This is a genomic window from Tessaracoccus massiliensis (assembly GCF_000826065.2).
In the GTDB taxonomy this organism is placed as follows: Bacteria; Actinomycetota; Actinomycetes; order Propionibacteriales; family Propionibacteriaceae; genus Arachnia; species Arachnia massiliensis_A.
In genome coordinates this window covers 158,556-179,096 of sequence record NZ_LN623541.1, presented here as the reverse complement: position 1 = coordinate 179,096, position 20,541 = coordinate 158,556, and the positions used below count along the sequence as shown (strand labels likewise).

Annotated in this window: 25 protein-coding genes; 16 read left to right on the top strand and 9 right to left on the bottom strand. The window is 68.1% G+C overall.

Annotated elements, in window-relative coordinates; translation table 11 throughout:
* Positions 1 to 185: 185 nt before the first annotated feature.
* On the bottom strand, positions 186 to 1,019 hold the full coding sequence (locus BN1186_RS05035) for a hypothetical protein (protein WP_052459818.1): 834 nt from the start codon (positions 1,017 to 1,019) through the stop codon (positions 186 to 188).
* Positions 1,019 to 1,954, bottom strand: coding sequence for a 2,3,4,5-tetrahydropyridine-2,6-dicarboxylate N-succinyltransferase (dapD, locus tag BN1186_RS05030; protein WP_040283030.1), 936 nt, complete (start codon positions 1,952 to 1,954; stop codon positions 1,019 to 1,021). The genes BN1186_RS05035 and dapD overlap by 1 nt, the downstream gene beginning before the upstream one ends.
* A 96-nt stretch (positions 1,955 to 2,050) precedes the next feature.
* Here dapD and trhO point away from each other — a divergent pair, with 96 nt between their 5' ends.
* From trhO to BN1186_RS05005, 5 genes are read left to right on the top strand one after another with little or no spacing between them, the layout of a single operon-like run.
* The gene (trhO, locus tag BN1186_RS05025; RefSeq protein WP_040283029.1) at positions 2,051 to 2,953 is read left to right on the top strand and encodes an oxygen-dependent tRNA uridine(34) hydroxylase TrhO; all 903 of its coding nucleotides are present in this window, start codon (positions 2,051 to 2,053) and stop codon (positions 2,951 to 2,953) included.
* Between the two features lie 10 nt (positions 2,954 to 2,963).
* Entirely contained in the window at positions 2,964 to 4,037 is a 1,074-nt protein-coding gene (dapE, locus tag BN1186_RS05020) for a succinyl-diaminopimelate desuccinylase (RefSeq protein ID WP_040283028.1), read from the top strand.
* Positions 4,037 to 4,801: an LOG family protein gene (locus BN1186_RS05015; protein ID WP_040283027.1), complete on the top strand. Its 765-nt coding sequence runs from the start codon at positions 4,037 to 4,039 to the stop codon at positions 4,799 to 4,801. Before dapE ends, BN1186_RS05015 begins: the two co-directional genes overlap by 1 nt.
* A gap of 3 nt (positions 4,802 to 4,804) precedes the next feature.
* Entirely contained in the window at positions 4,805 to 5,251 is a 447-nt protein-coding gene (locus tag BN1186_RS05010) for a DivIVA domain-containing protein (RefSeq protein WP_052459817.1), read from the top strand.
* A gap of 45 nt (positions 5,252 to 5,296) precedes the next feature.
* Positions 5,297 to 5,464, top strand: coding sequence for a DUF3117 domain-containing protein (locus tag BN1186_RS05005; protein WP_074436935.1), 168 nt, complete (start codon positions 5,297 to 5,299; stop codon positions 5,462 to 5,464).
* Positions 5,465 to 5,575: 111 nt separating this feature from the next.
* Here the strand turns inward: BN1186_RS05005 and glgA are convergent, their stop codons facing one another.
* Positions 5,576 to 6,763, bottom strand: a complete 1,188-nt coding sequence (glgA, locus tag BN1186_RS05000) for a glycogen synthase (protein WP_040283160.1) — start codon at positions 6,761 to 6,763, stop codon at positions 5,576 to 5,578.
* Between the two features lie 109 nt (positions 6,764 to 6,872).
* Between glgA and glgC the strand changes: the two genes are divergently transcribed.
* On the top strand, positions 6,873 to 8,099 hold the full coding sequence (gene glgC, locus BN1186_RS04995; RefSeq protein WP_040283026.1) for a glucose-1-phosphate adenylyltransferase: 1,227 nt from the start codon (positions 6,873 to 6,875) through the stop codon (positions 8,097 to 8,099).
* Between the two features lie 80 nt (positions 8,100 to 8,179).
* Here the strand turns inward: glgC and dapA are convergent, their stop codons facing one another.
* Positions 8,180 to 9,085 (bottom strand): 4-hydroxy-tetrahydrodipicolinate synthase, encoded by a 906-nt coding sequence (gene dapA, locus BN1186_RS04990; protein WP_342777354.1) that lies wholly within the window; start codon positions 9,083 to 9,085, stop codon positions 8,180 to 8,182.
* Between the two features lie 48 nt (positions 9,086 to 9,133).
* Here dapA and BN1186_RS04985 point away from each other — a divergent pair, with 48 nt between their 5' ends.
* From BN1186_RS04985 to BN1186_RS04970, 4 genes are all read left to right on the top strand, one after another.
* On the top strand, positions 9,134 to 9,778 hold the full coding sequence (locus tag BN1186_RS04985; protein WP_040283025.1) for an O-methyltransferase: 645 nt from the start codon (positions 9,134 to 9,136) through the stop codon (positions 9,776 to 9,778).
* Positions 9,779 to 10,203: 425 nt separating this feature from the next.
* Positions 10,204 to 10,797, top strand: coding sequence for an RNA polymerase sigma factor SigE (gene sigE, locus BN1186_RS04980; protein ID WP_139650852.1), 594 nt, complete (start codon positions 10,204 to 10,206; stop codon positions 10,795 to 10,797).
* Positions 10,798 to 12,219, top strand: a complete 1,422-nt coding sequence (locus tag BN1186_RS04975; RefSeq protein WP_040283023.1) for an anti-sigma factor family protein — start codon at positions 10,798 to 10,800, stop codon at positions 12,217 to 12,219.
* A 28-nt stretch (positions 12,220 to 12,247) separates the two neighbouring features.
* Complete coding sequence (locus BN1186_RS04970; protein ID WP_040283022.1) at positions 12,248 to 12,688, top strand: sec-independent translocase; 441 nt, start codon at positions 12,248 to 12,250, stop codon at positions 12,686 to 12,688.
* 9 nt (positions 12,689 to 12,697) lie between these two features.
* On the opposite strand, the gene BN1186_RS04965 is transcribed toward BN1186_RS04970, so the two are convergent.
* The 5 genes from BN1186_RS04965 to BN1186_RS04945 all read right to left on the bottom strand — a co-directional run bounded on the left by BN1186_RS04965 (position 12,698) and on the right by BN1186_RS04945 (position 16,440).
* Entirely contained in the window at positions 12,698 to 13,012 is a 315-nt protein-coding gene (locus BN1186_RS04965; RefSeq protein ID WP_040283021.1) for a YqfO family protein, read from the bottom strand.
* Positions 13,013 to 13,023: 11 nt separating this feature from the next.
* Positions 13,024 to 14,190 carry an Mrp/NBP35 family ATP-binding protein gene (locus BN1186_RS04960; RefSeq protein ID WP_040283020.1) on the bottom strand — a complete coding sequence of 389 codons (1,167 nt, stop codon included), beginning with the start codon at positions 14,188 to 14,190 and terminating at the stop codon, positions 13,024 to 13,026.
* Positions 14,191 to 14,284: 94 nt separating this feature from the next.
* The gene (locus BN1186_RS04955; RefSeq protein WP_139650850.1) at positions 14,285 to 14,686 is read right to left on the bottom strand and encodes a hypothetical protein; all 402 of its coding nucleotides are present in this window, start codon (positions 14,684 to 14,686) and stop codon (positions 14,285 to 14,287) included.
* Entirely contained in the window at positions 14,664 to 15,176 is a 513-nt protein-coding gene (locus BN1186_RS04950; protein ID WP_040283018.1) for a DUF1003 domain-containing protein, read from the bottom strand. Before BN1186_RS04950 ends, BN1186_RS04955 begins: the two co-directional genes overlap by 23 nt.
* Positions 15,169 to 16,440 (bottom strand): magnesium transporter MgtE N-terminal domain-containing protein, encoded by a 1,272-nt coding sequence (locus BN1186_RS04945; protein WP_052459816.1) that lies wholly within the window; start codon positions 16,438 to 16,440, stop codon positions 15,169 to 15,171. The genes BN1186_RS04950 and BN1186_RS04945 overlap by 8 nt, the downstream gene beginning before the upstream one ends.
* A gap of 30 nt (positions 16,441 to 16,470) precedes the next feature.
* Here BN1186_RS04945 and BN1186_RS04940 point away from each other — a divergent pair, with 30 nt between their 5' ends.
* The 6 genes from BN1186_RS04940 (at position 16,471) to BN1186_RS04915 (ending at position 20,518) form a co-directional block, all read left to right on the top strand.
* Complete coding sequence (locus BN1186_RS04940) at positions 16,471 to 17,385, top strand: HpcH/HpaI aldolase/citrate lyase family protein (RefSeq protein WP_040283017.1); 915 nt, start codon at positions 16,471 to 16,473, stop codon at positions 17,383 to 17,385.
* A gap of 40 nt (positions 17,386 to 17,425) precedes the next feature.
* Positions 17,426 to 17,677 carry a hypothetical protein gene (locus BN1186_RS04935; protein ID WP_040283016.1) on the top strand — a complete coding sequence of 84 codons (252 nt, stop codon included), beginning with the start codon at positions 17,426 to 17,428 and terminating at the stop codon, positions 17,675 to 17,677.
* Between the two features lies 1 nt (position 17,678).
* The gene (locus BN1186_RS04930; RefSeq protein WP_040283015.1) at positions 17,679 to 18,101 is read left to right on the top strand and encodes a type II toxin-antitoxin system VapC family toxin; all 423 of its coding nucleotides are present in this window, start codon (positions 17,679 to 17,681) and stop codon (positions 18,099 to 18,101) included.
* 32 nt (positions 18,102 to 18,133) lie between these two features.
* Entirely contained in the window at positions 18,134 to 18,634 is a 501-nt protein-coding gene (locus BN1186_RS04925) for a general stress protein (protein WP_052459815.1), read from the top strand.
* A complete protein-coding gene (locus tag BN1186_RS04920) occupies positions 18,631 to 19,242 on the top strand; it encodes an SAM-dependent methyltransferase (protein ID WP_040283014.1) in 612 nt (203 codons plus the stop codon). The genes BN1186_RS04925 and BN1186_RS04920 overlap by 4 nt, the downstream gene beginning before the upstream one ends.
* 451 nt (positions 19,243 to 19,693) lie before the next feature.
* The gene (locus BN1186_RS04915) at positions 19,694 to 20,518 is read left to right on the top strand and encodes an alpha/beta fold hydrolase (protein ID WP_040283013.1); all 825 of its coding nucleotides are present in this window, start codon (positions 19,694 to 19,696) and stop codon (positions 20,516 to 20,518) included.
* The last annotated feature ends 23 nt before the right edge of the window (positions 20,519 to 20,541 follow it).

Here is a 20,541-nt window from a genome sequence, read left to right as displayed (position 1 = left end):
TGTGCGGATGGGGGTCTGTGCGTCAGTGCAGACAACAGCAGCGACAGCCACGGATGTCGCTACAAGCGCGGCCGAAGAATCGGGCGCGAGCCGGGATCAAGCTCATGGCCGAGATCCTGCCACGGGGACAGGCCGGTGGGAACCGCTGTCCACGCCGTTTCGCCCCCGGCGGAACCGGGAATATCTCAACCGGCGAAAGTGACCAGGACCGTGAGCCCCGAGTCGCGGCTGTCCGACTCGATCCAATCGCGACTCTCCGGCTCCCAGACGTGGGTCCCGAGTTGCACACGCGTCACTGCCGCCGCGTAGGAGTTCGCGACGACGTGGTGGGCCGCCGCCCAGGCGGAGGCCTCGTCCGTGGCGGTGATGCGCAGCCCTCCGTCGGTACGCTCGACGGTGAGCGCGGCCCCGAAGGCCCCGAGCGCCTTGTCGAGGTCCGCGCTGTCGGGGCTGGCGTCCGCCTCGAAGCTCACGCAGCCCAGAGATGCGGGCTTCGCCCCTCGCAGCGTCGCCGCCACGGCCCTGGAGTTGCCCTCGTGCTTGCGGTAGGCCTCCGGGTGGCCGCTGCGCTGCACCTTCTGCGCGATGTCGTTGACGTCGGTGGTCTCCCAGTCGGTGAACTTCACCAGTTCCTCGTAGAAGCGGTGCGAGGCGTACCAGGGGTCCATCAACTGCTCGGGTGTGCCCCAGCCGTACGAGGGACGCTGCTGGAAGAGGCCGAGGGAGTCACGGTCGCCGTAATCCAGGTTGCGCAGGCCGGACTCCTGATACGCGGTGGCGAGGGCGATGACCGCCGCCTGCTCCGGGAGCCCCCTCTCGACGGAGGCCGCCACGATGATGGACGCGTTGCGCGCCTGGGCCGGCGACAGCGACAGCAGGCGCCCGTGGTCGGAGAGCTGCACGTGACAGACCTCAGGTGTGATGCGCTCGTGGACGAAGCGGTAGCCGAACCAGCCGGCCACCCCCAGCCCGGCGACCACCAGGACCGTGACGAGCGCCACGATCAGGGGCCGCTTCATCAGTCGTTGGCGTGCAGCGCGGAGTTGAGCTCAACCTTCTGGCCGCGACGGTGGCGGGCCATGACCGAGCCGTGCACCGAGTCGCGCAGGAACAGCAGGTCGTCCTGGCCGCTGAGCTCGCGGGCCTTGACGACGGACCCATCCGCCAAGGTGACCTTCGTGCCGGCGGTGACGTAGAGACCGGCCTCCACCACGCAGTCGTTGCCCAGCGAGATGCCGACGCCGGCGTTGGCGCCCAGCAGGCAGCGTTCACCGAGGTGGATGGTCTCCTGACCGCCGCCGGAGAGGGTGCCCATGATGGAGGCGCCGCCGCCGATGTCCGTGCCGTCTGCCACCACCACGCCGGCCGAGATCCGGCCCTCCACCATGGAGGTGCCCAGCGTGCCGGCGTTGAAGTTCACGAAGCCCTCGTGCATGACGGTGGTGCCCTCGGCCAGGTGGGCGCCGAGGCGGACGCGGTCCGCGTCGGCGATACGCACGCCGCTGGGGGTGATGTAGTCCACCATGCGGGGGAACTTGTCGATGCCGTAGACCGTGAGTTGTTCGCCGCGGGCGCGCAGCAGCACCCGCACGCGGGGCACATCGCCGAGGCGGACCGGCCCGATGGTGGTCCAGGCGTTGTTGGGCAGCACGCCGAAGATGCCGTCGAGGTTGATCGCGTGCGGCCGCACCAGGCGGGCGCTCAGGAGGTGGAGCCGCAGGTAGGCGTCCTCCACCGTCTCAGGCTTCTCATCGAGGTTGATCTCCACCCGGACCGTCTTGGCCTCCACCTGGCGGATCTCGTCGACGTACTGGGCGTCGGTGAGCAGCGAGTTGGGTTCGTCGGTGATCTGCGAGCCGAGCTTCGGCTCCGGGAACCAGGCGTCGAGGACGGCGCCGGTGGTGTGGACGGTGGCCAGGCCCCAGGCCCAAGCGGTGCGGATCTCATCGGTCATGCGCGCAAGTCTAATCGTGCGCTGGCGAGGAACTACCCCTCAATGGCTGGGGTGGGCACTGCGGGTGAACGGTGCGGCGTGGCTACACTGCCGTGCATGTCAGTGGCGAAGATCCTCCTGTTCTACCGGTTCACACCCCTGGCGGATCCTGAGGCGGTCAAGCTCTGGCAGGTGGAGTTGTGTACGCGGCTGGGGCTGCGCGGCCGCATCATCGTCTCCCCGCACGGCATCAACGGCACCTTGGGTGGGGAACTCGACGCCTGCAAGGCCTACCTGAAGGCCACCAAGCGGTACGCGCCCTTCAAACAACTCGACGAGAAGTGGTCGCCCGGTACCGGCCTCGACGGCGGGGGTGGGTCCCTGGACTTCCCGCGGCTGAGCGTCAAGACCCGCCCCGAACTCGTGGCCTTCGGGGAGCCCGGCCTCGCCGTCGATGATGAGGGCGTGATCGGCGGGGGAGGCCGCCTCACGCCCGAGGAGGTGGACGCCTTCGTCGCAGCGCACCCCGGCGCGGTGTTCTTCGACGGCCGGAACAAGGTGGAGGCGGCCGTGGGCCGCTTCGAGGGCGCGGTGGTGCCCGAAGTGGCCACCACGCACGACTTCGTCCCCGAGCTGGAATCAGGAAGGTACGACCACCTCAAGAACCGCCCGGTGATCACCTACTGCACCGGTGGGGTGCGCTGCGAGATCCTCAGCAAGCTGATGAAGGACCGCGGCTTCGAGGAGGTCTACCAACTCGACGGCGGCATTGTGCGCTACCTGGAGTGCTTCGGCTCCGGCTCCCACTGGAAGGGCGCGCTCACCGTCTTCGACGGCCGCGAGACGGTCGCGCCCGAGGGGGCTGAGCACATCGGCTGCTGCCACCGGTGCGGATCGCCCACCTCGAAGCTGGTCAACTGCGCCGATCTGGCGTGCCGGGAGCGCCTGGTCACCTGCGAAGCCTGCGCCGAGTCGCCTGTTGGCTGCAAGGAACACGCTGAGGCGCTGAACAATCGGTAGTCTCGGGGGCATGACCGCCGAGATCGCGAAGCTGCTGCAGGAGATCATGGACGTGGAGTCCGTGTCCGGGAACGAACGGCAGTTGGCAGACCGCGTCGAGCAGCGACTCAAGGCACTCGGCCACCTCACACTCTTCCGCGACGGCGACTGCGTCGTCGCCCGCACCACCCTCGGGCGGGCGGAGCGCGTCGTGATCGCCGGGCACCTCGACACGGTGCCGGTGGCCGGCAACCTGCCGTCGCGCTATGTCGAGCATCCCGACGGCGACCGCATCTGGGGGCGGGGCGCATGCGACATGAAGGGCGGTGTCGCCGTCATGCTGCACCTCGCCGAGCAGCTCACCGAGCCCAACCGTGACATCACCTGGATCTTCTACGACAACGAGGAGGTGGAGGCCACCCGCAACGGGCTCGGCCGCCTCTCCCGCAACCGCCCGGATCTCCTCGAGGCGGATTTTGCCGTCCTCATGGAGCCAACCTCCGCGCACATCGAGGGCGGCTGCCAGGGCACCATCCGCGTCGAACTGACGACGACGGGCGCAGCCGCGCACTCCGCCCGCGCCTGGATGGGGCACAACGCCATCCACGACCTTGCTCCCGCGCTGCAGACGCTCGCCGAGTACCGCTCGGAGGAGATCGAGGTGGACGGCCTGGTGTACCGGGAGGGCCTCAACGCCGTCGCGGTCTCCGGAGGCGTGGCCTCCAACGTGATCCCACCCGAGGCGACGCTCACCATCAACTACCGCTTCGCGCCGGACAAACTGGGCGACGAGGCGCTCGCGCGACTGGGGGAGTGGTTCACGGGCTACGAGCTCAAGGTCACCGACCTCTCACCCGCGGCGCGCCCCGGCCTGGACCTGCCCCTCGCGCAGGATTTCGTTGCCGCCATCGACGAGCCTGCAGGGCCCAAGTACGGCTGGACAGACGTGGCCCGCTTCAGCGCGCTGGGCGTGCCCGCCGTCAACTACGGGCCAGGCGATCCCAGCTACGCGCACCGCGACGACGAATTCTGCCCGGTTTCCGATCTAGAAAAATGTGCAGCGGGGCTCACCCGCTGGCTCAACCCAGCCAAGGAGAACAGCTGATGACTGAACCCCGCCCCCAAGATCTGCAGCCCGGCAACCGCCGCCGCCAAGGGCCCATCGTCCTGCGCGGCGAGGAGATGCGCCAGCCGATGGCGGACCGCGCCCTCCTCGAGGACAAGGACCAGAAGGACTGGAACCAGCGGGATCCGTGGCGGGTGCTGCGTATCCAGTCTGAGTTCGTCGACGGCTTCGACGCCCTCTACGACCTGCCGCCGTCGGTCAGCATCTTCGGTTCGGCACGCACCAAGCCCGGCGACCCTATGTATGAGGCGGGCGAGGAACTCGCGCGTCGCCTGGTGCGGAAGGGCTTCGGCATCATCACCGGCGGCGGCCCCGGCATCATGGAGGCCGGCAACAAGGGCGCCATGGAGGCCGACGGCTGCTCCGTCGGGCTCGGCATCGAACTGCCCCACGAACAGGGCCTCAACGAATACGTCACCCTGGGCATCAACTTCCGCTACTTCTTCGTGCGCAAGACGATGTTCCTCAAGTACAGCCAGGGCTTCATCACCATGCCCGGCGGCTTCGGGACCCTCGACGAACTCTTCGAGGCGCTCACACTGATCCAGACCGGGAAGGTCACGCACTTCCCGATGGTGCTGTTCGGCACCGAGTACTGGACCCCGCTCATGGAATGGGTCAGGGACACCGTGCTGGGCGGGGGCTACATCTCGCCAGGCGACCTCGATCTGGTCACCGTGACCGACGACATCGACGAGGCCGTGGAGGTCATGGGCGAGCCCGGCCAGTTCGGTACTGTTTAGCCCATGTGGATCGCCATTGTCGCAGTCGCCGTCGCCGTGCTGGGGGCCGCCGTCTACGCCGGCCGCGGCACGTTGGGGGAGATGCCCGCCTCGGCCGTCAACGACCGCCCCAAAGGCGTCGTCCCCGACGGCCCGGTCACTCCGGAACTGTTGGCCGAGCTGCGCATCCCCGAGGCGCTGACCGGCTACCGCCGCGACCAGGTGGACGCGTACCTCGACGACGTCGCCGTCGGCATCGCAGGCCCCGCAGCCGCGCAACATTTTGACGTGGTGCGCGGCGGCTACGACATGCAGGTGGTCGACGACCTCATCGAGCGTCCCCGCGTCGACGAACTTGCCAACGTCTCTGCTGCCGAGGCGCCGACGGGAGAGGAAACACGGCCTCAGGAGCCAGTTGACGGGGACTCATTGGACACCCAACCGGGCAGAGATTTGCCGGATGCGGAATAATAGAGGTCAACCGCAGTTCGATTATCTACAGAATGAGGGTTGCAGATGGCAGCGATGAAGCCCCGCACCGGCGACGGTCCGATGGAAGTCACGAAGGAGGGTCGCGGCATCGTCATGCGCGTTCCCGTTGACGGAGGTGGACGTCTGGTCGTCGAGATGAACCCCGACGAAGCCACCGCCCTCCTCGATGCCCTCAAGGACGTCGTCGGCTGAACACCTGAAACTCTGACCCGCGAAGGGCCGCCCCGTACGGGGCGGCCCTTTTCGCGTCGTGCGCTGGTCCCTGGCTCGCAAGCTCGCTGGCGGACGCTCAGGAGCGCCCACTCAGCCAGCGTGGTGCGACTCGATGGCCTTCTGGTACACGTCGACGGTCTCCTGGGCGATCTTGGCCCACGAGAACTCGTCGATGCAGCGCTGGCGGCCGGCCTTGCCGAAGCGTTCAGACAGCGCGGAGTCGCGGGTGACCTGGTTGACCTTCTCCGCGAAACCGGCCTCGAACGCCGAGACGTAGCCGGGGTCCTCGGCCTGTGCCGGGTCGTAGGGCACCAGCAGGCCCGTCTCGCCGTCGACGACGACCTCGGGGATGCCACCCACGGCGCTGGCGACCACGGGGGTCTCGCACGCCATCGCCTCGAGGTTGACGATGCCGAGGGGCTCGTAGATCGAGGGGCAGGCGAAGACCGTCGCGTTGGTCAGGACCTGGCGCACCGAGGCGCGCGGCAGCATCTCCTGCACCCAGATCACCGGGGCGCTGCGCTGCTGCTGCAGCTCGGCGAACGCGTCGTTGAACTCGGCCGCGATCTCCGGGGTGTCCGGCGCGCCGGCCAGCAGCACCACCTGGGTGTCCGGGTCGAACTGGGTGGCTGCGCGCACCAGGTGCACCAGACCCTTCTGGCGCGTGATGCGGCCCACGAACGCGACCGACGGGCGGTCGAGGTCGACGCCCAACTCCTTCACCACCGTGGTGTCGTGATCCGGCCGGAACTCGTCGGTGTCGATGCCGTTCTTGACCACATGCGTCTTCGCGGGATCCAGGTTGGGATAGGACTCCAGCACGTCGGAGCGCATGCCGGCGCTGACGGAGATGACGGCATCTGCAGCCTCGTAGGCGGTCTTCTCCGCCCACGACGAGACGCGGTAGCCGCCGCCCAACTGCTCGGCCTTCCACGGGCGGTGGGGTTCCAGCGAGTGCGAGGTGACCACGTGGGGGATGTCGCGCATCAACGCGCCCAGGTGCCCGCCCATGTTGGCGTACCAGGTGTGCGAGTGGATGATGTCGACATCACCGATCGCGGCGGCCATCGACAGGTCGGCGCCGAATACCCGCAGGGCCGCGTTCGCGTCGGGCGGAAAGTCCTCCGCGTGCGCGGTGGCGCCGTCGCGGGGCTCGCCCATGCAGTGCACCTCCACGTCGATCAGCTTGCGCAGCTGAGGCACCAGTTGGGCGACGTGGACGCCGGCACCCCCGTAGATCGACGGCGGGTATTCACGGGTCAGGAGGGACAACTTCATCGTCATGCAAACATCGTTGCACATACTGTCTGTCTCAGCGCCCGAGATGGGGGTAGGCAATTCATGGAAACACAGGCAACCGACCCTGAAAGGCAATAGGTTCATTGTCATGCTCGCACGTCCCAAAGTCTTGTCCATTGTCCTTGCCGGCGGTGAGGGTAAGCGGCTGATGCCGTTGACCGCGGACCGCGCGAAGCCAGCGGTGCCCTTCGGCGGCACATACCGGCTGATCGACTTCGTGTTGTCGAACCTCGCCAACTCCAACCTGCGTCAGATCGCGGTGCTGACCCAGTACAAGTCGCACTCACTGGACCGGCACATCTCGAAGACCTGGCGGTTCTCGACGATGCTGGGCAACTACGTCGCCCCGGTGCCCGCGCAGCAGCGGCTGGGGCCCCGGTGGTACCAGGGTTCTGCCGATGCGATCTACCAGTCGCTCAACCTCATCCTCGACGCGAAGCCTGACTACATCGTCGTCCTCGGCGCGGACAACATCTACCGCATGGACATCGAGCAGATGCTCGACGCGCACATCGACTCCGGCCTGGGCGCCACCGTCGCCGGCATCCGCGTGCCCCGGCACGAGGCCTCCGCGTTCGGCATCATCGACGCGGCCGCCGACGGCAAGATCAAGAGCTTCCTCGAGAAGCCGGCTGACCCGCCTGGCCTGCCGGATTCGCCGGACGAGTCGTTCGCCTCGATGGGCAACTACGTCTTCTCCAGCAACGCGCTGATCGAGGCGCTCAAGGCTGACGCCGACGACCCCACCGCCCGTCACGACATGGGCGGCGACATTATCCCGTGGTTCACGGACCAGGGCCAGAGCCAGGTCTACGACTTCAAGCAGAACCGCGTCCCGGGCGCCACGGAGAAGGACATCAACTACTGGCGCGACGTGGGCACCATCGACGCGTTCCACGAGGCCCACATGGACCTGGTCAGCGTGGAGCCGGAGTTCAACCTGTACAACGACGACTGGCCCATCTGGACAGATCAGGTGCAGGCGCCCGGCGCCAAGTTCGTGATCCGCGGCCGCGCCGAGGATTCCATCGTCAACGCCGGCTGCATCATCTCCGGCGGCGAGGTGGAACGTACCGTGCTCAGCCCCAACGTGCACATCGACAAGTGGGCCCAGATCTCGGATTCGGTGCTGATGGAGAACGTCCGCATCGGCCGCGACGCCGTGGTGCGCCGCGCGATCATCGACAAGAACGTGGTGGTGCCCGACGGTGTGCAGATCGGTGTCGACACCGAGCACGACAAGGCCCGCGGGTTCGACGTCTCGCCCGGCGGCGTCGTGACGATCGGCAAGGGTGTCACCGTTCCGCGCGACTGATCTCAACAGACAACGGGCCCGGCATGATGCCGGGCCCGTTTCGTGTCTGAGCCAGCCGCTCGCGGCTGGTCGAAGGACGCTCAGGCGTTGAAGCCCAGGTTCTCCAGCAGTTGGGCGTACCGGGCCGCCACACCGTCGGGCACGACCCCCATGGGCGCGCGGCAGGGGCCGACGTCGAACCCGCGCAGCGCGAGGGTCTCCTTGACCATCATGCAGCCCTGCGTGGCGAAGACACCCTGGAATGCAGGCAGCGCCTGCTGGTTGGCCATGGCGGCCTCCTGGACGCGGCCACTGCGGTACAGGTCGATGATGGTGCGCGCGGCCGCGGCGGTGAAGTGCGTCGAGGTGCCCACCACGCCGACCCCGCCGACGGACAGCAGCGGCAGCAGGTAGGCGTCGTCGCCGGCGTAGTAGGCGAGGTTGGTCTGTGCCAGCACGTTGGAGGTGGACACGATGTTGGCCTTCGCGTCCTTGACGGCGCGGATCCGGGGATGGGCGACGAGGCGGATGAGCATGTCCTCCGGGATGGGCATGCCGGAGCGGTGCGGGATGTCGTAGAGCATCACCGGAAGCTCCGTCGCGTCGGCAACAGTGGTGAAGTGTGCCTCCAACGCATCCACCGGGGGGCGCGAGTAGTAGGGGGTCACGACGAGCAGCCCATCGGCACCCACGGAGGCGGCCTGCTGGGCGAGCTCGACGGAGTGCGCGGTGTTGAAGGTGCCGACGCCGGCCACGATGCTGGCGCGGTCGCCGACGGCGGTGATCACCGCGTCGAGGATCTGCCGCTTCTCCACATCCGTGGTGGTGGGTGCCTCGCCCGTGGTGCCGTTGACGATCAGCCCGTCGTTGCCCAGGTCATCGACCAGATGCGCCGCCAGCCGTGCGCACTGCGCGTAATCGACCTCCCGACCATCGGGGGTCATGGGCGTCACCATTGCGGTGAGGACCCGGCCGAACACCGGCATCATGTCGTCGTCTGGACTCATGCGCCACATCTTAGGTCAAGACACCAGTGGGCTTAGTAGGCTGGGGGCGTGAGCACACCAGTCGAGACCCCCACCCCCGCCAGTTGGACGTTTGCGGAGGACCATGTGTCGCCGTCCGAAGCCGTCGCCGAGGCCCGTGATGAGGCCACGGTCTCCGGCCTGACGCCCATCACCACCGGCGAAGCCGCCATGCTGAAGGTGCTGACGCGAGCGGTCCGCGCGCGGGCCGTCGTCGAGATCGGCACGCTCATGGGCGCCACCGGACTGTCGTTCCTCGAGGCGATGGAGCCTGACGGCATCCTGACCTCCATCGACGCGGAGGCCGACAACCAGAACCCCGCCCGCCAGTTCTTCACGAAGGCCGGCTTCCCGACGTCGCGGTTCCGCCTGATCGCCGGTTCGCCCATCGAGGTGATGCCGAAGCTCCGCGACGGCGCCTACGACATCGTCTACGTGGCCGGCGACAAGCTGGAGTACGTGGAGTACGTCGCCGGCGCGCTGCGCCTGCTGCGCCACGGAGGGCTGCTGATCGTGGGGGACGTGCTGTGGCACAACAAGGTCGCCGACGAGTCCGACGAGTCCGATGAGGCGATCATCATCCGCGAGGCGCTCGAGGCGATCACGGAATCCGAGTCCTACACCCAGGCGCTGACGCCCGTCGGCAACGGCCTCCTGGTCGCCGTCAAGGACTGACCCGCTTCCTCGCTGCAGGCATTGAAAACCCTGCTCGTCGTACCCGCGTGTCCGCCCCTTGCTGCGGCGCGGGAGGGCGGCCGCTCGTCCGAAGTCCCGGCTCCCGCGCTGCGCTGCGGGGCTGGGCCGGGTGGTTGCGCTCGGTTGCAAGGTGACCGTTCTGCCTCGGCGCCAACGGAGATTCGTCGTCGACAACGTAGATTTCTCCGCGCCTGAGCTGTTTTTCGTCGCCGGCGACACATCACAGGCGTCGAGTAACAGCCCTGGCTCGGAGAAATGTGGATTGGCGGGGAGCACCTGAGCGCTGGCGGGGAGGATCGGTTCATTGGCGGCGAAACCGGAAGCGGGAACTTTCTGAGAGCCCCGGGCGTTATACATAACGAGTCCACAGCTTGTTCACAGGTTGGGTCGGCAAGGTAAGGCACATGGAAAGGCGCGCGATGTTCCGAGGTGGCAAGGCGGCGAAGGCCGCTGAGCAGACCTGGGTCGCGCCCACCTGGCAGGAACTGGTCCGCGACCACTCCGCTCAGGTGTACCGCCTCGCCTACCGCCTCACCGGCAATCAGCACGACGCGGAAGATTTAACTCAGGACGTGTTCGTGCGCGTGTTCAAGTCGATCCACAACTTCCAGCCAGGGACTCTCAACGGCTGGTTGCACCGCATCACGACGAACCTCTTCCTCGACCAGGCCCGCCGCAAGCAGCGCATCCGCATGGACGCACTGTCTGTGGCCCCAGACCACGTCTGGGGTTCCGCGACCGGCCCCGAGGAACTTCACACAGACGCCGAGCTTGACGCCGACGTCGCCGCCGCCCTCCGCGCGCTCAACCCTGAGCAGCGGGTCGCGGTGGTCCTGTGTGATATCGAGGGGCTGAGCTACGAGGAGATCGCCAAGGTCCTCGACGTCAAGCTCGGCACGGTGCGCTCCCGGATCGCCCGCGGCAGGGCCGCACTGCGCGAGGCACTCGCGCACCGTGCGCCAGCCGAGGGACGAACGCGCTATGCCGGAGTGTCATAGATGGCCAAAGGCCCCTGCGATCGCTTCACCCCGGACCTGTCAGCCTTCGCCGACGGCACGTTGCCGCCCAAACGCTGGGAGCAGGTCGGCTACCACTTGGCCGGCTGTGAGACGTGCCGTGAGGAAGTCGCCGCCATCAGCCAGGTCTGCTCGACGCTGAGCGCCTCACGCCGCTCCGATACCCCCGAATCGCTCAAGGCCCGGCTGGAATCCATCGCCGGGGAGCACGCCTCGATGCCCCTCTACATGGCCAACGGCACAAGCGAGCTACCGTCGGCCCGACGCCAGCGCGTGCGCCGTGCCGCCCAGGGCAGCGTCGCGCTCATCGCGGTGATGGTCTCCGCCGTCGTCATCGCCGTGCTGGTGGCCCCCGCCCCTGCCAAGATCACAGACCCGGTGAAGGCCGCGCGCGAGCACTACTCCCGCTCCCTGGCCGCCATCAGCGTCAACGAAGCCGTCGGTGCCATGCTGCTGGCCAATGAGCGAGGCGCGGATTTCGGGGTCTCCGAGACCTACGAGCCGCGACTGTCGGAAACTGAATCGATCGGCATCTCCCGCGAGTTGGCGGCGAACCTGCTGCGCCGCGCCGCAGACGTCGACCTCAGCCTGAAAGGGATCCAGCAGGTGTGGGCCAGCGACGCGGAGGGGATGTACCGCACCGCCGACGTGCGCACCAGCAAGATGGCGGGCTACGGCGCCCAACTCGAGGTGCTCGACGTGCGCGGCAACCTCTTCAGCTCCAGCTTCCTGCCCGACCGGGGGACGCCCCACGTGGAGGCGCCCTGGGGGTGGAGCTACGTGCGCAGCGCCACCGTCGAGCAGATCGCCGGGCGCGACACGGTGCGCATCCAGGCCAACGCGGACGGCCAAGTGGTGGCCAAGTGGTGGGTCGACGCCGCCACGGGTCTGATGATGTGGTCCGAGCGCTACGGCCCCCTCGGCGAGGTGAACCTGGCCGTCGGCTACAAGCAACTCACCCTGGACGATGCCTCCTTCCGACCCGACGACGGGGCCCAGCTGATCTCGCTGCAGCCCGCGTCGTCCTCGCAGGGCGGGGACTGGTGCCGGGGCTTCGAACACTGCCCGCAGACCGTCGACGAGTTGGCATTGGTGGCGTACTCATCCTCCGGCTCCGAGGATGACTTGGCGATGAACCTCGTCTACTCCGACGGCTTCCACACCGCGGTGGTGGGGTGGCGGCACGGCGTGCTGGACGACGGAGCGCTCACACGTTCTGATCGAGGCGCGGACATGGCTGTGGAGGTGTGGCAATCCGGCGACGCCGTGATCTCGGCAACCTGTGACTGCCCTCCGGCCCTGCTGTCGGCCATCGTCGCGGAGCTGCCGGGGGAGGAGCCCTACCGGAAGACGGTGGGGGAGAAGATCGCCGAAGGTCTCGACCGGCTGACCGGGGTGCGCTGAACCGCCCGGAGACGGGTAGCCTAGAGCCGTGTTTGGTATCAGTGCGACGGACCTCGTCCTCATCCTCGTACTTGCCATGGTCATGTTCGGTCCCGAGAAGCTGCCGGAGTATTCGCGCAAGGCCGCGCGGCTGTTCGTCTACTTCCGCGACATCGCCAACAGCGCCAAGACCACGCTGCGCACCGAACTCGGCCCAGAGTATGCAGATCTCGAGCTGAAGGACCTGCACCCGAAGACGTTCATCGCCAAGCAACTCCGCGAAGAGGTGGCCCTCATCGAGGACGCCAAGAGGGAACTGCTGGACGCCTCGAACACGCTGAAGGACTCCGCGGCCGAGGTCAAGAACGCCACGGACCTCAGCGCCTTGAAGGCCGCAGCGGCCGGCGATTCGGCGCTCGCCGAACCACCGTCGGACGCCATGGCACTGGTGGCCCCCGTCACCTCGCCGTTCGACCCTGAGGCCACCTGACGGAGAGCCTCAGCCCAGGTTGAGGGTCTCGTAGGAGTGCCAGGCCGGCTCCTCGTACGGGTGTGCGGCCAGCATCGCGGCCACCGCTTCCTTCGCCCGCTCCGGCGTGCAGACCGCCTCGATGCGCACCTCGTCGACGACGCTCAACTCACCCTTCGTGCCGGAGAACGGGTCTGCGTTCTCCGACGGGCGGAAGCGACCCTCGCCCCGGGCGCTGAAGCTGCAGGCTGAGTACTCGCCGAGCCGCCCCGCGCCGCCCTCGGCCAGGGCGGTGCGCACGGCGTCAGCGTGGGATGGCGGGGCGAAGCAGACGATGACGATCATCGGGCTCGGCCTCAGTTCGTGTTGAGGGGAAGGCGCTGGCCCAGCAGGCCGCGCTTCTTCTCGGCGATCCTGTTGGCCAACTCCACCAGAGCGGTGGCCGACGGGTGTTCGGGGTGGGACTCCACGATCGGGGTGCCGCGGTCGCCGCCGGCCAGCAGCGCCTCGTCGAAGGGGATCTGCGCCAGCATGGGCACCTCGTAGACCACCCGGTCCGTCAGCGCCTCGGCCACGAGGGTGCCGCCGCCGGCGCCGAACAGCTCGACACGGTGGGTCTCCTCGCAGTGCGGGCACGTCGTCTCGAGCCAGCTCATGTTCTCGACGACGCCGATCACCCGCTGCTCGAGGATGTGGGCCATGGTGCCCGCCCGCTCGGCGACTTCGGAGGCGGCCGACTGTGGTGTGGTCACCACCAGCACCTCGGAGTTGGGGATCTTCTGACCCAGCGACATCGCCACGTCGCCGGTGCCGGGAGGCAGGTCCAGGAGGAGGTAGTCGAGGTCGCCCCAGTAGACGTCCGCCAGCAGCTGGGTGAGCGCACGGTCGAGGATCGGGCCGCGCCAGGCGACCACCTGGTCACGCGACGGCTTCAGCATCCCCACCGAGATCACCTTCAGGCCGCCGAGGGCGGGCACCGGCATGATCATGTCGTCGACGACGGTGGGACGGGCGTCGCCCAGACCCAGCAGATCAGGGATGGAGTGGCCGTAGATGTCGGCGTCCAGGATGCCCACGGAGCGGCCCTGCTTCGCCAGCGCGAGCGCGAGGTTGACGGTCACCGATGACTTGCCCACGCCGCCCTTACCGGAGGCCACCGCGATGACCCGGGTGAGGTTGCCGGGCTCGGCGAACTGGATCTTGCGCTCCTCCACACCGCCGCGCAGCATCGTGCGCATCGCGTCGCGCTGCTCGTCGTTCATGACGCCGAGTTCGACGTCAACACTGGTGACGCCCTCGACGGCCTCAACGGCACTGGTGACGCGCCCGGTGATCTCAGAGCGCATCGGGCACCCGGAGACGGTCAGCAGGACGCGGACGAAGACCTTGCCGTCGTCGTCGGCCTGGATGTCGTCGACCATGCCGAGGTCGGTGATCGGGCGCCTGATCTCGGGATCCTCCACGGTGTGGAGGGCGGCGCGGACGTGCGGGATCAGAGGGTGTTCAGTCACGGTGTCCTTCATAGCGGATGAGTTGATGGAATCCAACGTACCCGTCCGGTACGGGGAAGGGGCATCCGGACCGGCTGCGGGGGCCCCTCGCCGTGCCCGGGCTCGTTCAGGAGCGTTCGTTGAGGGTGTCGCCGAGGATGACGACGCACGTGGCCACCAATGCGGGAACCCACAGGCCCGCCAAGCTGGCGATGATCACGACGATGGGGCCAGCGACCAGGCTCACCGTGAGCCGCTCCTTGTAGCCCAGACGAGCAGTTGACCCGGGGGCCAGCAGGAAGCGCCACAGCGCGAAGTAGCCCAGCACGAACAGCGCCCCCACAGCGGCGCCCACCCACCAGCCACCAGCGATCCGCCACAGGGCTACGGCGCCGATGGCCATGAGGGCCAGATGGCCCAGGAGCAGGACCACGCCGAACCAGCGCACCTCCGTCGCGGTGTCGGCGACCTCGGAGACCTCGTCCGGGTGCACGTCGGGGTGGGCGTCAGGGCCTTCGGTCACGCTCATTGCTCTCCTCATCGGCGCGTTCCAGCCGCTCTGCCAGATCGCGAAGTTCGCTGCGCAGCTCGCCGCGGACGAAATCCCGCGTCGCCAGGTCACCCAGATGCATCCGGATGGCGGCGATCTCACGGGCCAGGAAATCCATGTCCGCGCGCGACTGCTGCGCCACCCGTCGATCCTCATCGAGGCTCAACTTGTCGCGCAACTCCTGACGATTCTGCGCGAGCAGGATCAGGGGCGCGGAGTAGGAGGCCTGCGTGGAGAAGAACAGGTTCAGCAGGATGAACGGGTACGGGTCCCACTTCAGGCCGAACAGGCCCACGAGGTTGATGATCACCCACACCACCACGAAGACCGTCATGTAGACGAGGAACTTCGCGGTGCCCATGAAGCGCGCGAAGCTCTCCGCGAACACGCCGAAGGTCTCCGAGTCGACGGCGACCTTGGGCAGCCACGACCGCCTGCCCGGCGTCGACAGCGGGTTGCGCTCAGACATCGGCCACCTCGCTCACCTCGACCTCGTCCATGAGGTCGCCTCGCCAGTCGTCGGGCAGCATGTGGTCGATCACGTCGTCGACGGTGACCGCGCCCACCAGATGCCCCTCGCTGTTGACGACGGGGGCCACCACCAGGTTGTAGGTGGCGAAGAAGCGGCTCACCTGCGCCAGCGGGGTATCGGGCCTCAGCGGCTCGAGGTTCTCGTCGATCAGTGTGGTGACCATGATGGTGGGTGCCTCGCGCAGCAGCCGCTGGATGTGCACGGCGCCGACGTAGCGGCCCGACGGCGTCTCCAGCGGCGGGCGCGCCACGAACACCATCGAGGCCAGGGCGGGGGTCAGCGACTCGACGCGGGCCAGGGCCAGCGCCTGCGCGACGGTGGCGTCGGTGTCGAGGATGATCGGCTCGGGCGTCATCATGCCGCCGGCGGTGAACTCCTCGTAGGCCATGAGGCGGCGCACGTCGGCCTGCTCCTCGGGCTCCATCCGCTGCAGGAGGTCTTCGGCGACATCCGCAGGGAGGTCGCGGATCAGGTCGGCCGCGTCGTCGGGGTCCATCTCCGAGAGCACGTCCGCGGCGCGTTCAGTGTCGAGACCGGAGATCAGCTCGATCTGCTCGTCCTCGGGCAGTTCCTCGATGGCCTCGGCGAGGATGTCGTCGTCGAGCGCCTCGACGACCTCGGCGCGCGACTCAGAATCCATGTCGTGGAGTTCCTGCGCGATGTCTGCCGCCTTCATGTCGGTGAACTCGGCGATCAGGTGCGCGGCGGTGCGGCCGGTGGACAGGATGAGATCCGGGATCTCCTTCCAGTTGACCACCTCGGGCTTGCCGCGGCCGCCGAATCCGAAGCGGCTCACGACGGTGGACGCGCGCAGCGCCACCGACTCCAGCTCCCACACCCGGTTGCGCACCTGCACCATCGAGACATCCTCGATGCGCGTGGGGCGGTCGCGGGCGATGCTGCGATCCAGGAGATCCGCGGCGACGAGCACCTCGGCCTCGCGGCGCTGGAACCGGCGGGTGTCCACCTGGCCCAGGATGGCCACCTGGTTGGGCGTGATGTCGTGCACGCGCACCATCGGCACGAAGATGCGGGCCCGCGCGAACAGCTCGACCACGAGACCCTTGACGCGGGGCGCCCGCCCATCGGCGCGCAGGAAGCACACGACGTCCTTGACCCGCCCCACCTGGTCGCCCGCAGCGTCGACAATGGGCATGCCAAGCACACGCGAGATGAATACCTGCGTATCTTTGCTGACCATGGGGGTCAATCTAGTGGGAACGGAGCGGAAATGACTTCTCGGCCGCCGCGCGCCCGCCGCACGATCCTGGCGGTGCCGGGATCCAGCGAGCGCTTCATCGCCAAATCCACAGGCCTGCGGGTCGACGAGGTGTTCCTCGATCTGGAGGACGGGGTCGCCGTCGGCGCCAAGAAGGACGCCCGCGGCCAGATCGTCGAGGCGCTCACCACCCGCACCTGGGAGGCCCCGACGGTGGCCGTGCGCGTCAACGACTGGACCACACCCTGGACCTACGGCGACGTGCTCGAGGTGATCGGGGGAGCGGGCTCTCGCGTGGACGCGGTGATCCTGCCGAAGGTCTCCACTCCCGGGCACGTCGAGGCGCTCGACCTGCTGCTGACGCAGGTGGAACGCGAGCACGGCCTCGCCGTCGGGCGCATCGGCATCGAGGCCATCATCGAGGACGCGCGCGGGCTGGCTGCCGTGCAGGCCATTGCGGCGGCCAGTCCCCGGCTGGAGTCGCTGACCATGGGGCCGGGCGACATGATGGCGTCGCTGGGGATGCCCGGCCTGGGGGTGGGCGCGCTGGTTGAGGGTTACCCAGGGGACCCGCTGCACCACGTCTTCGCGCAGATCCTCGTCGCCGCCCGCGCCCACGGGCTGCAGGCCATCGACGGGCCGTTCGTCGGCATCCACGACGTCGACGGGTTCCGCGCCGCCGCAAGAAGGGTCGCGGCACTGGGCTACGACGGCAAATGGGTGCTGCATCCCGCCCAGGTGGAGGCTGGCATGGAGGTCTTCACGCCGTCGGAGGAGGCCATCGAGCGGGCCCGGGCGATGGTCGACGCCGCCGACCGGGCCGCCGAGGAGGGCATCGGCGCCGTGATGCTCGGCGACGAGATGGTCGACGAGGCGGGCGTGAAGCTCGCGAGGACACTCCTGGCGCGGCTGCCCTCGCACACCTAGTCGCATCATTGCATCACTGGTTGTGATGCTATGATGCAGTATGCGTACGACCATCACCCTTGACCCGGACGTGGCCCTGCTCGTGGAACAGGCGATGAAGGAACGCAACGCCAAGTTCAAGGACGTGGTCAACGAATTGATCCGGCGTGGGGCCGGGGCGGTGCCAGCCGCGGAGACACCCCTGCCGACGCTGTCCCTTGGCCAGCCGCTCGTCGATTTGACCTTCGCCAACAGCGTCGTCGAGCAGATGGAGGACGATGAGCGGATCCGCGCGATGCAGGTCGGTCGGTGACGTGCTGATTCTCGACGTCAACGTGCTGACCTATGCGGTGAACGAAGATGCACAGCAGCATTCGGTCACGCGCGGCTGGTTGGACAGCGTGCTCCCGACGCCGGAGATCGTGGGAATTCCGTGGATTGTGGGCCTGGGGTTCATCCGGTTGGCGACCAGTCCTCGGGTGATGTCGCGGCCCGCAACCCCGGAGGCCGCCCTGAGGGCGTTGGAGGGGTACCTTCAACTTCCCACTGTGGTGACTCCGGAGCCCACGGCCAGGCACTTCGACGTCCTCCGCGGGCTGCTGCTCAGCGCTGGCACGGCGGGCAATCTCACGACAGACGCGCACATCGCGGCACTCGCCGTCGAATACGGAGCCCGGGTGGCAACATTTGATCGGGACTTCGCACGCTTCGACGTCACCGTGGTCGTTCCGTCCTGACGTAGGCTTGATCCGGTTCGAAGGAGGACACGATGGCCGAGCCGGCATCCCCCATGGGCAAGATGATGAAGCTCAACTACCCCCAGCACGTGGTCGAGTATTCGACGTACGAGGAAGCGCAAACCGCCGTCGACTACCTCGCGGACAACAAGTTCCCCGTCGAGAACATCATGATCGTGGGCACCAACCTCAAGCTCCTCGAGCGCGTCACCGGCCGCCGCACGTGGGGCGGCGTCATCGCCGCCGGCGCCGCCTCCGGCATCATGACCGGCCTGCTCGTCGGCCTCATGCTGATGTTCTTCGTGGGCGACGGCAGCCTCATGATGCTGTGGGTGGGCCTGGCCATGGGCATCATCTTCGGCATCATCGCCCAGGGCCTCACATATGCGCTGAGCGGTGGCAAGCGCGACTTCAACTCGCAGCGCATCACCGTGGCCGCCAGCTACGAACTGTTGGCCGAACACAAGGTGGCGCAGGAGGCGCGTGACCTGCTCATGCAGCGCCCCGGCGCCCGGGCGGCGATGTTCGAGTGACCTCAGAGCTCTGGGATGACCGCTACGCGCACCCCAACTACCTCTACGGCTACCGGCCCAACGACTTCCTGAAAGACCAGGCCCGGCTGCTCAAGCCCGGCTCCCGCGTGCTGTGCCTGGGCGACGGCGAGGGACGCAACGGCGTGCACCTCGCCCAGCAGGGCCACAGCGTCGTCAGCCTCGACTTCTCCCGCGTCGCACTCGACAAGGCCGAGGCGCTGGCTGCCGAGAAGGGCGTCGAGTTGGAGACCTGGCACGTGGACCTCGCCGACTGGGTCGACCATCCAGATCCGTTCCAGCCATGGGACGCCGTGGTGTCGATCTTCGTGCACCTCCCCGTGGGGCTGCGTCGACGCGTGGCGGAGGTGGTCACGCGGCAGTCGCGCCCGGGTGCCAAGCTCATCCTGGAGGCCTACACGCCCGCCCAGCTGTCGCTCGGCACCGGCGGGCCGAAGGACCCGGAGCTGTTGATGAAGCGCGACGACGTGGCGTCGGATTGGCAGGGCTGGCACCTTGACGTCCGCCTCGTCGAACGCCGGATCTTCGAGGGCATGGGCCATCAGGGGCTGAGTTCGGTCGTCCAGGCGCTGGGGCTGCGCAGCTCCTGAGCGTTGGATGAGCTACGACGAGGGGCCCAAGCTCGGATCGGTCGCAGCCGGGCCCCGAGTCGCGCGAGTTTCGTTGGTGGTGGTCGGCGGCATCTGTGAGGTGGTGCGGCTTGAGCCTTGAGCTCGCGCGCTTCGGTGCCCGGCTGCGTCCATGTTCTGCGGCGTTTGTTGGTGGTGGTGTCCGCTGCTGTGGTTGCCCGGGTGCCGTCGTCTCCGCCCCTTGCTGCGGCGCGGGATTGCGGCCGCTCGTCCGAAGTCCCGGCTCCCGCGCTGCGCTGCGGGGCTGGGCCGAGTGGTTGCGCTCGCTTGCCGCGCTGCGGGGCTGGGCAGAGTGGTTGCGCCGCTCTTGTTCCCTGAGCCAGCCGCTCGCCGCCGGTCGAAGGGCGGGCCGGGCGAGTGGTTCCCACGGGGTCCCTTTCCGCTGAATCCGTGCTCGGGTAGGTTTTACCGCATGGATCTCAACTGGACGTACTACAACCCGAACACGCCCGCGGAGCGTGTGTTGCTCGTCGGGCCCAGCCTCGGCGGGAACGCCGCCCACCAGTGGACCAAGGTTGCCGCAGAACTGATCGACGACGCGCGCATCGTGTTCGTCGACCTCCCCGGCACCGGGCTGGGCGAGGTGTGGGACGACGCGGATGAGCCCACCCTTGACACCGTCGCCGAAGCGATCGCCAAGGTCGCAGACGAGGTGCGCTCAGACGTCGGCGCGGACGTGCCGGTGTACTTCGCCGGACTGTCGATCTCCGGCGCCACCGCGCTGCACCTGGCCCGCGACTACGACAAGACCTTCGCCGCCGTCGCCGTCGTGGCCTCCGCCGCCACCGTCGGCGAGCCTGACCGCTGGATCGAGCGCGCCGAATCCGTCGAGGCCAACGGCACCCAGCAGCTCATCGACGAGACCACCAAGCGGTGGTTCACCCCCGCATACCGGGCACAGCAGCCCGCCGTCGTCGAGGCCATCATGGAGGGCCTGGCCGCGGCCGATGACCACTCCTACGCCCAACTGTGCCGCGCGCTGGCCGAACACAACCTCGTCGACGACCTGCCGCTGATCCGGATCCCCGTCATGGTGATCGCCGGCGAGCGCGACACCTCCACCCCCATCCAGAACGTGGAATACGTCGTGGAGAACGTGCTGCGCGGCGTGCTGCGCGTCGTCGACGGGGCGGCGCACATGGCGCCCGTGTCGCACCCGGTGGAGGTCGCCGGGCACATCCGCAGCCTGCTCGAGCGTCCGCTGGCCAGCCGCGTCGTCAGCGAGTCGAACGACTGAGCGGTCCCTGAGCGCGCCCCGCG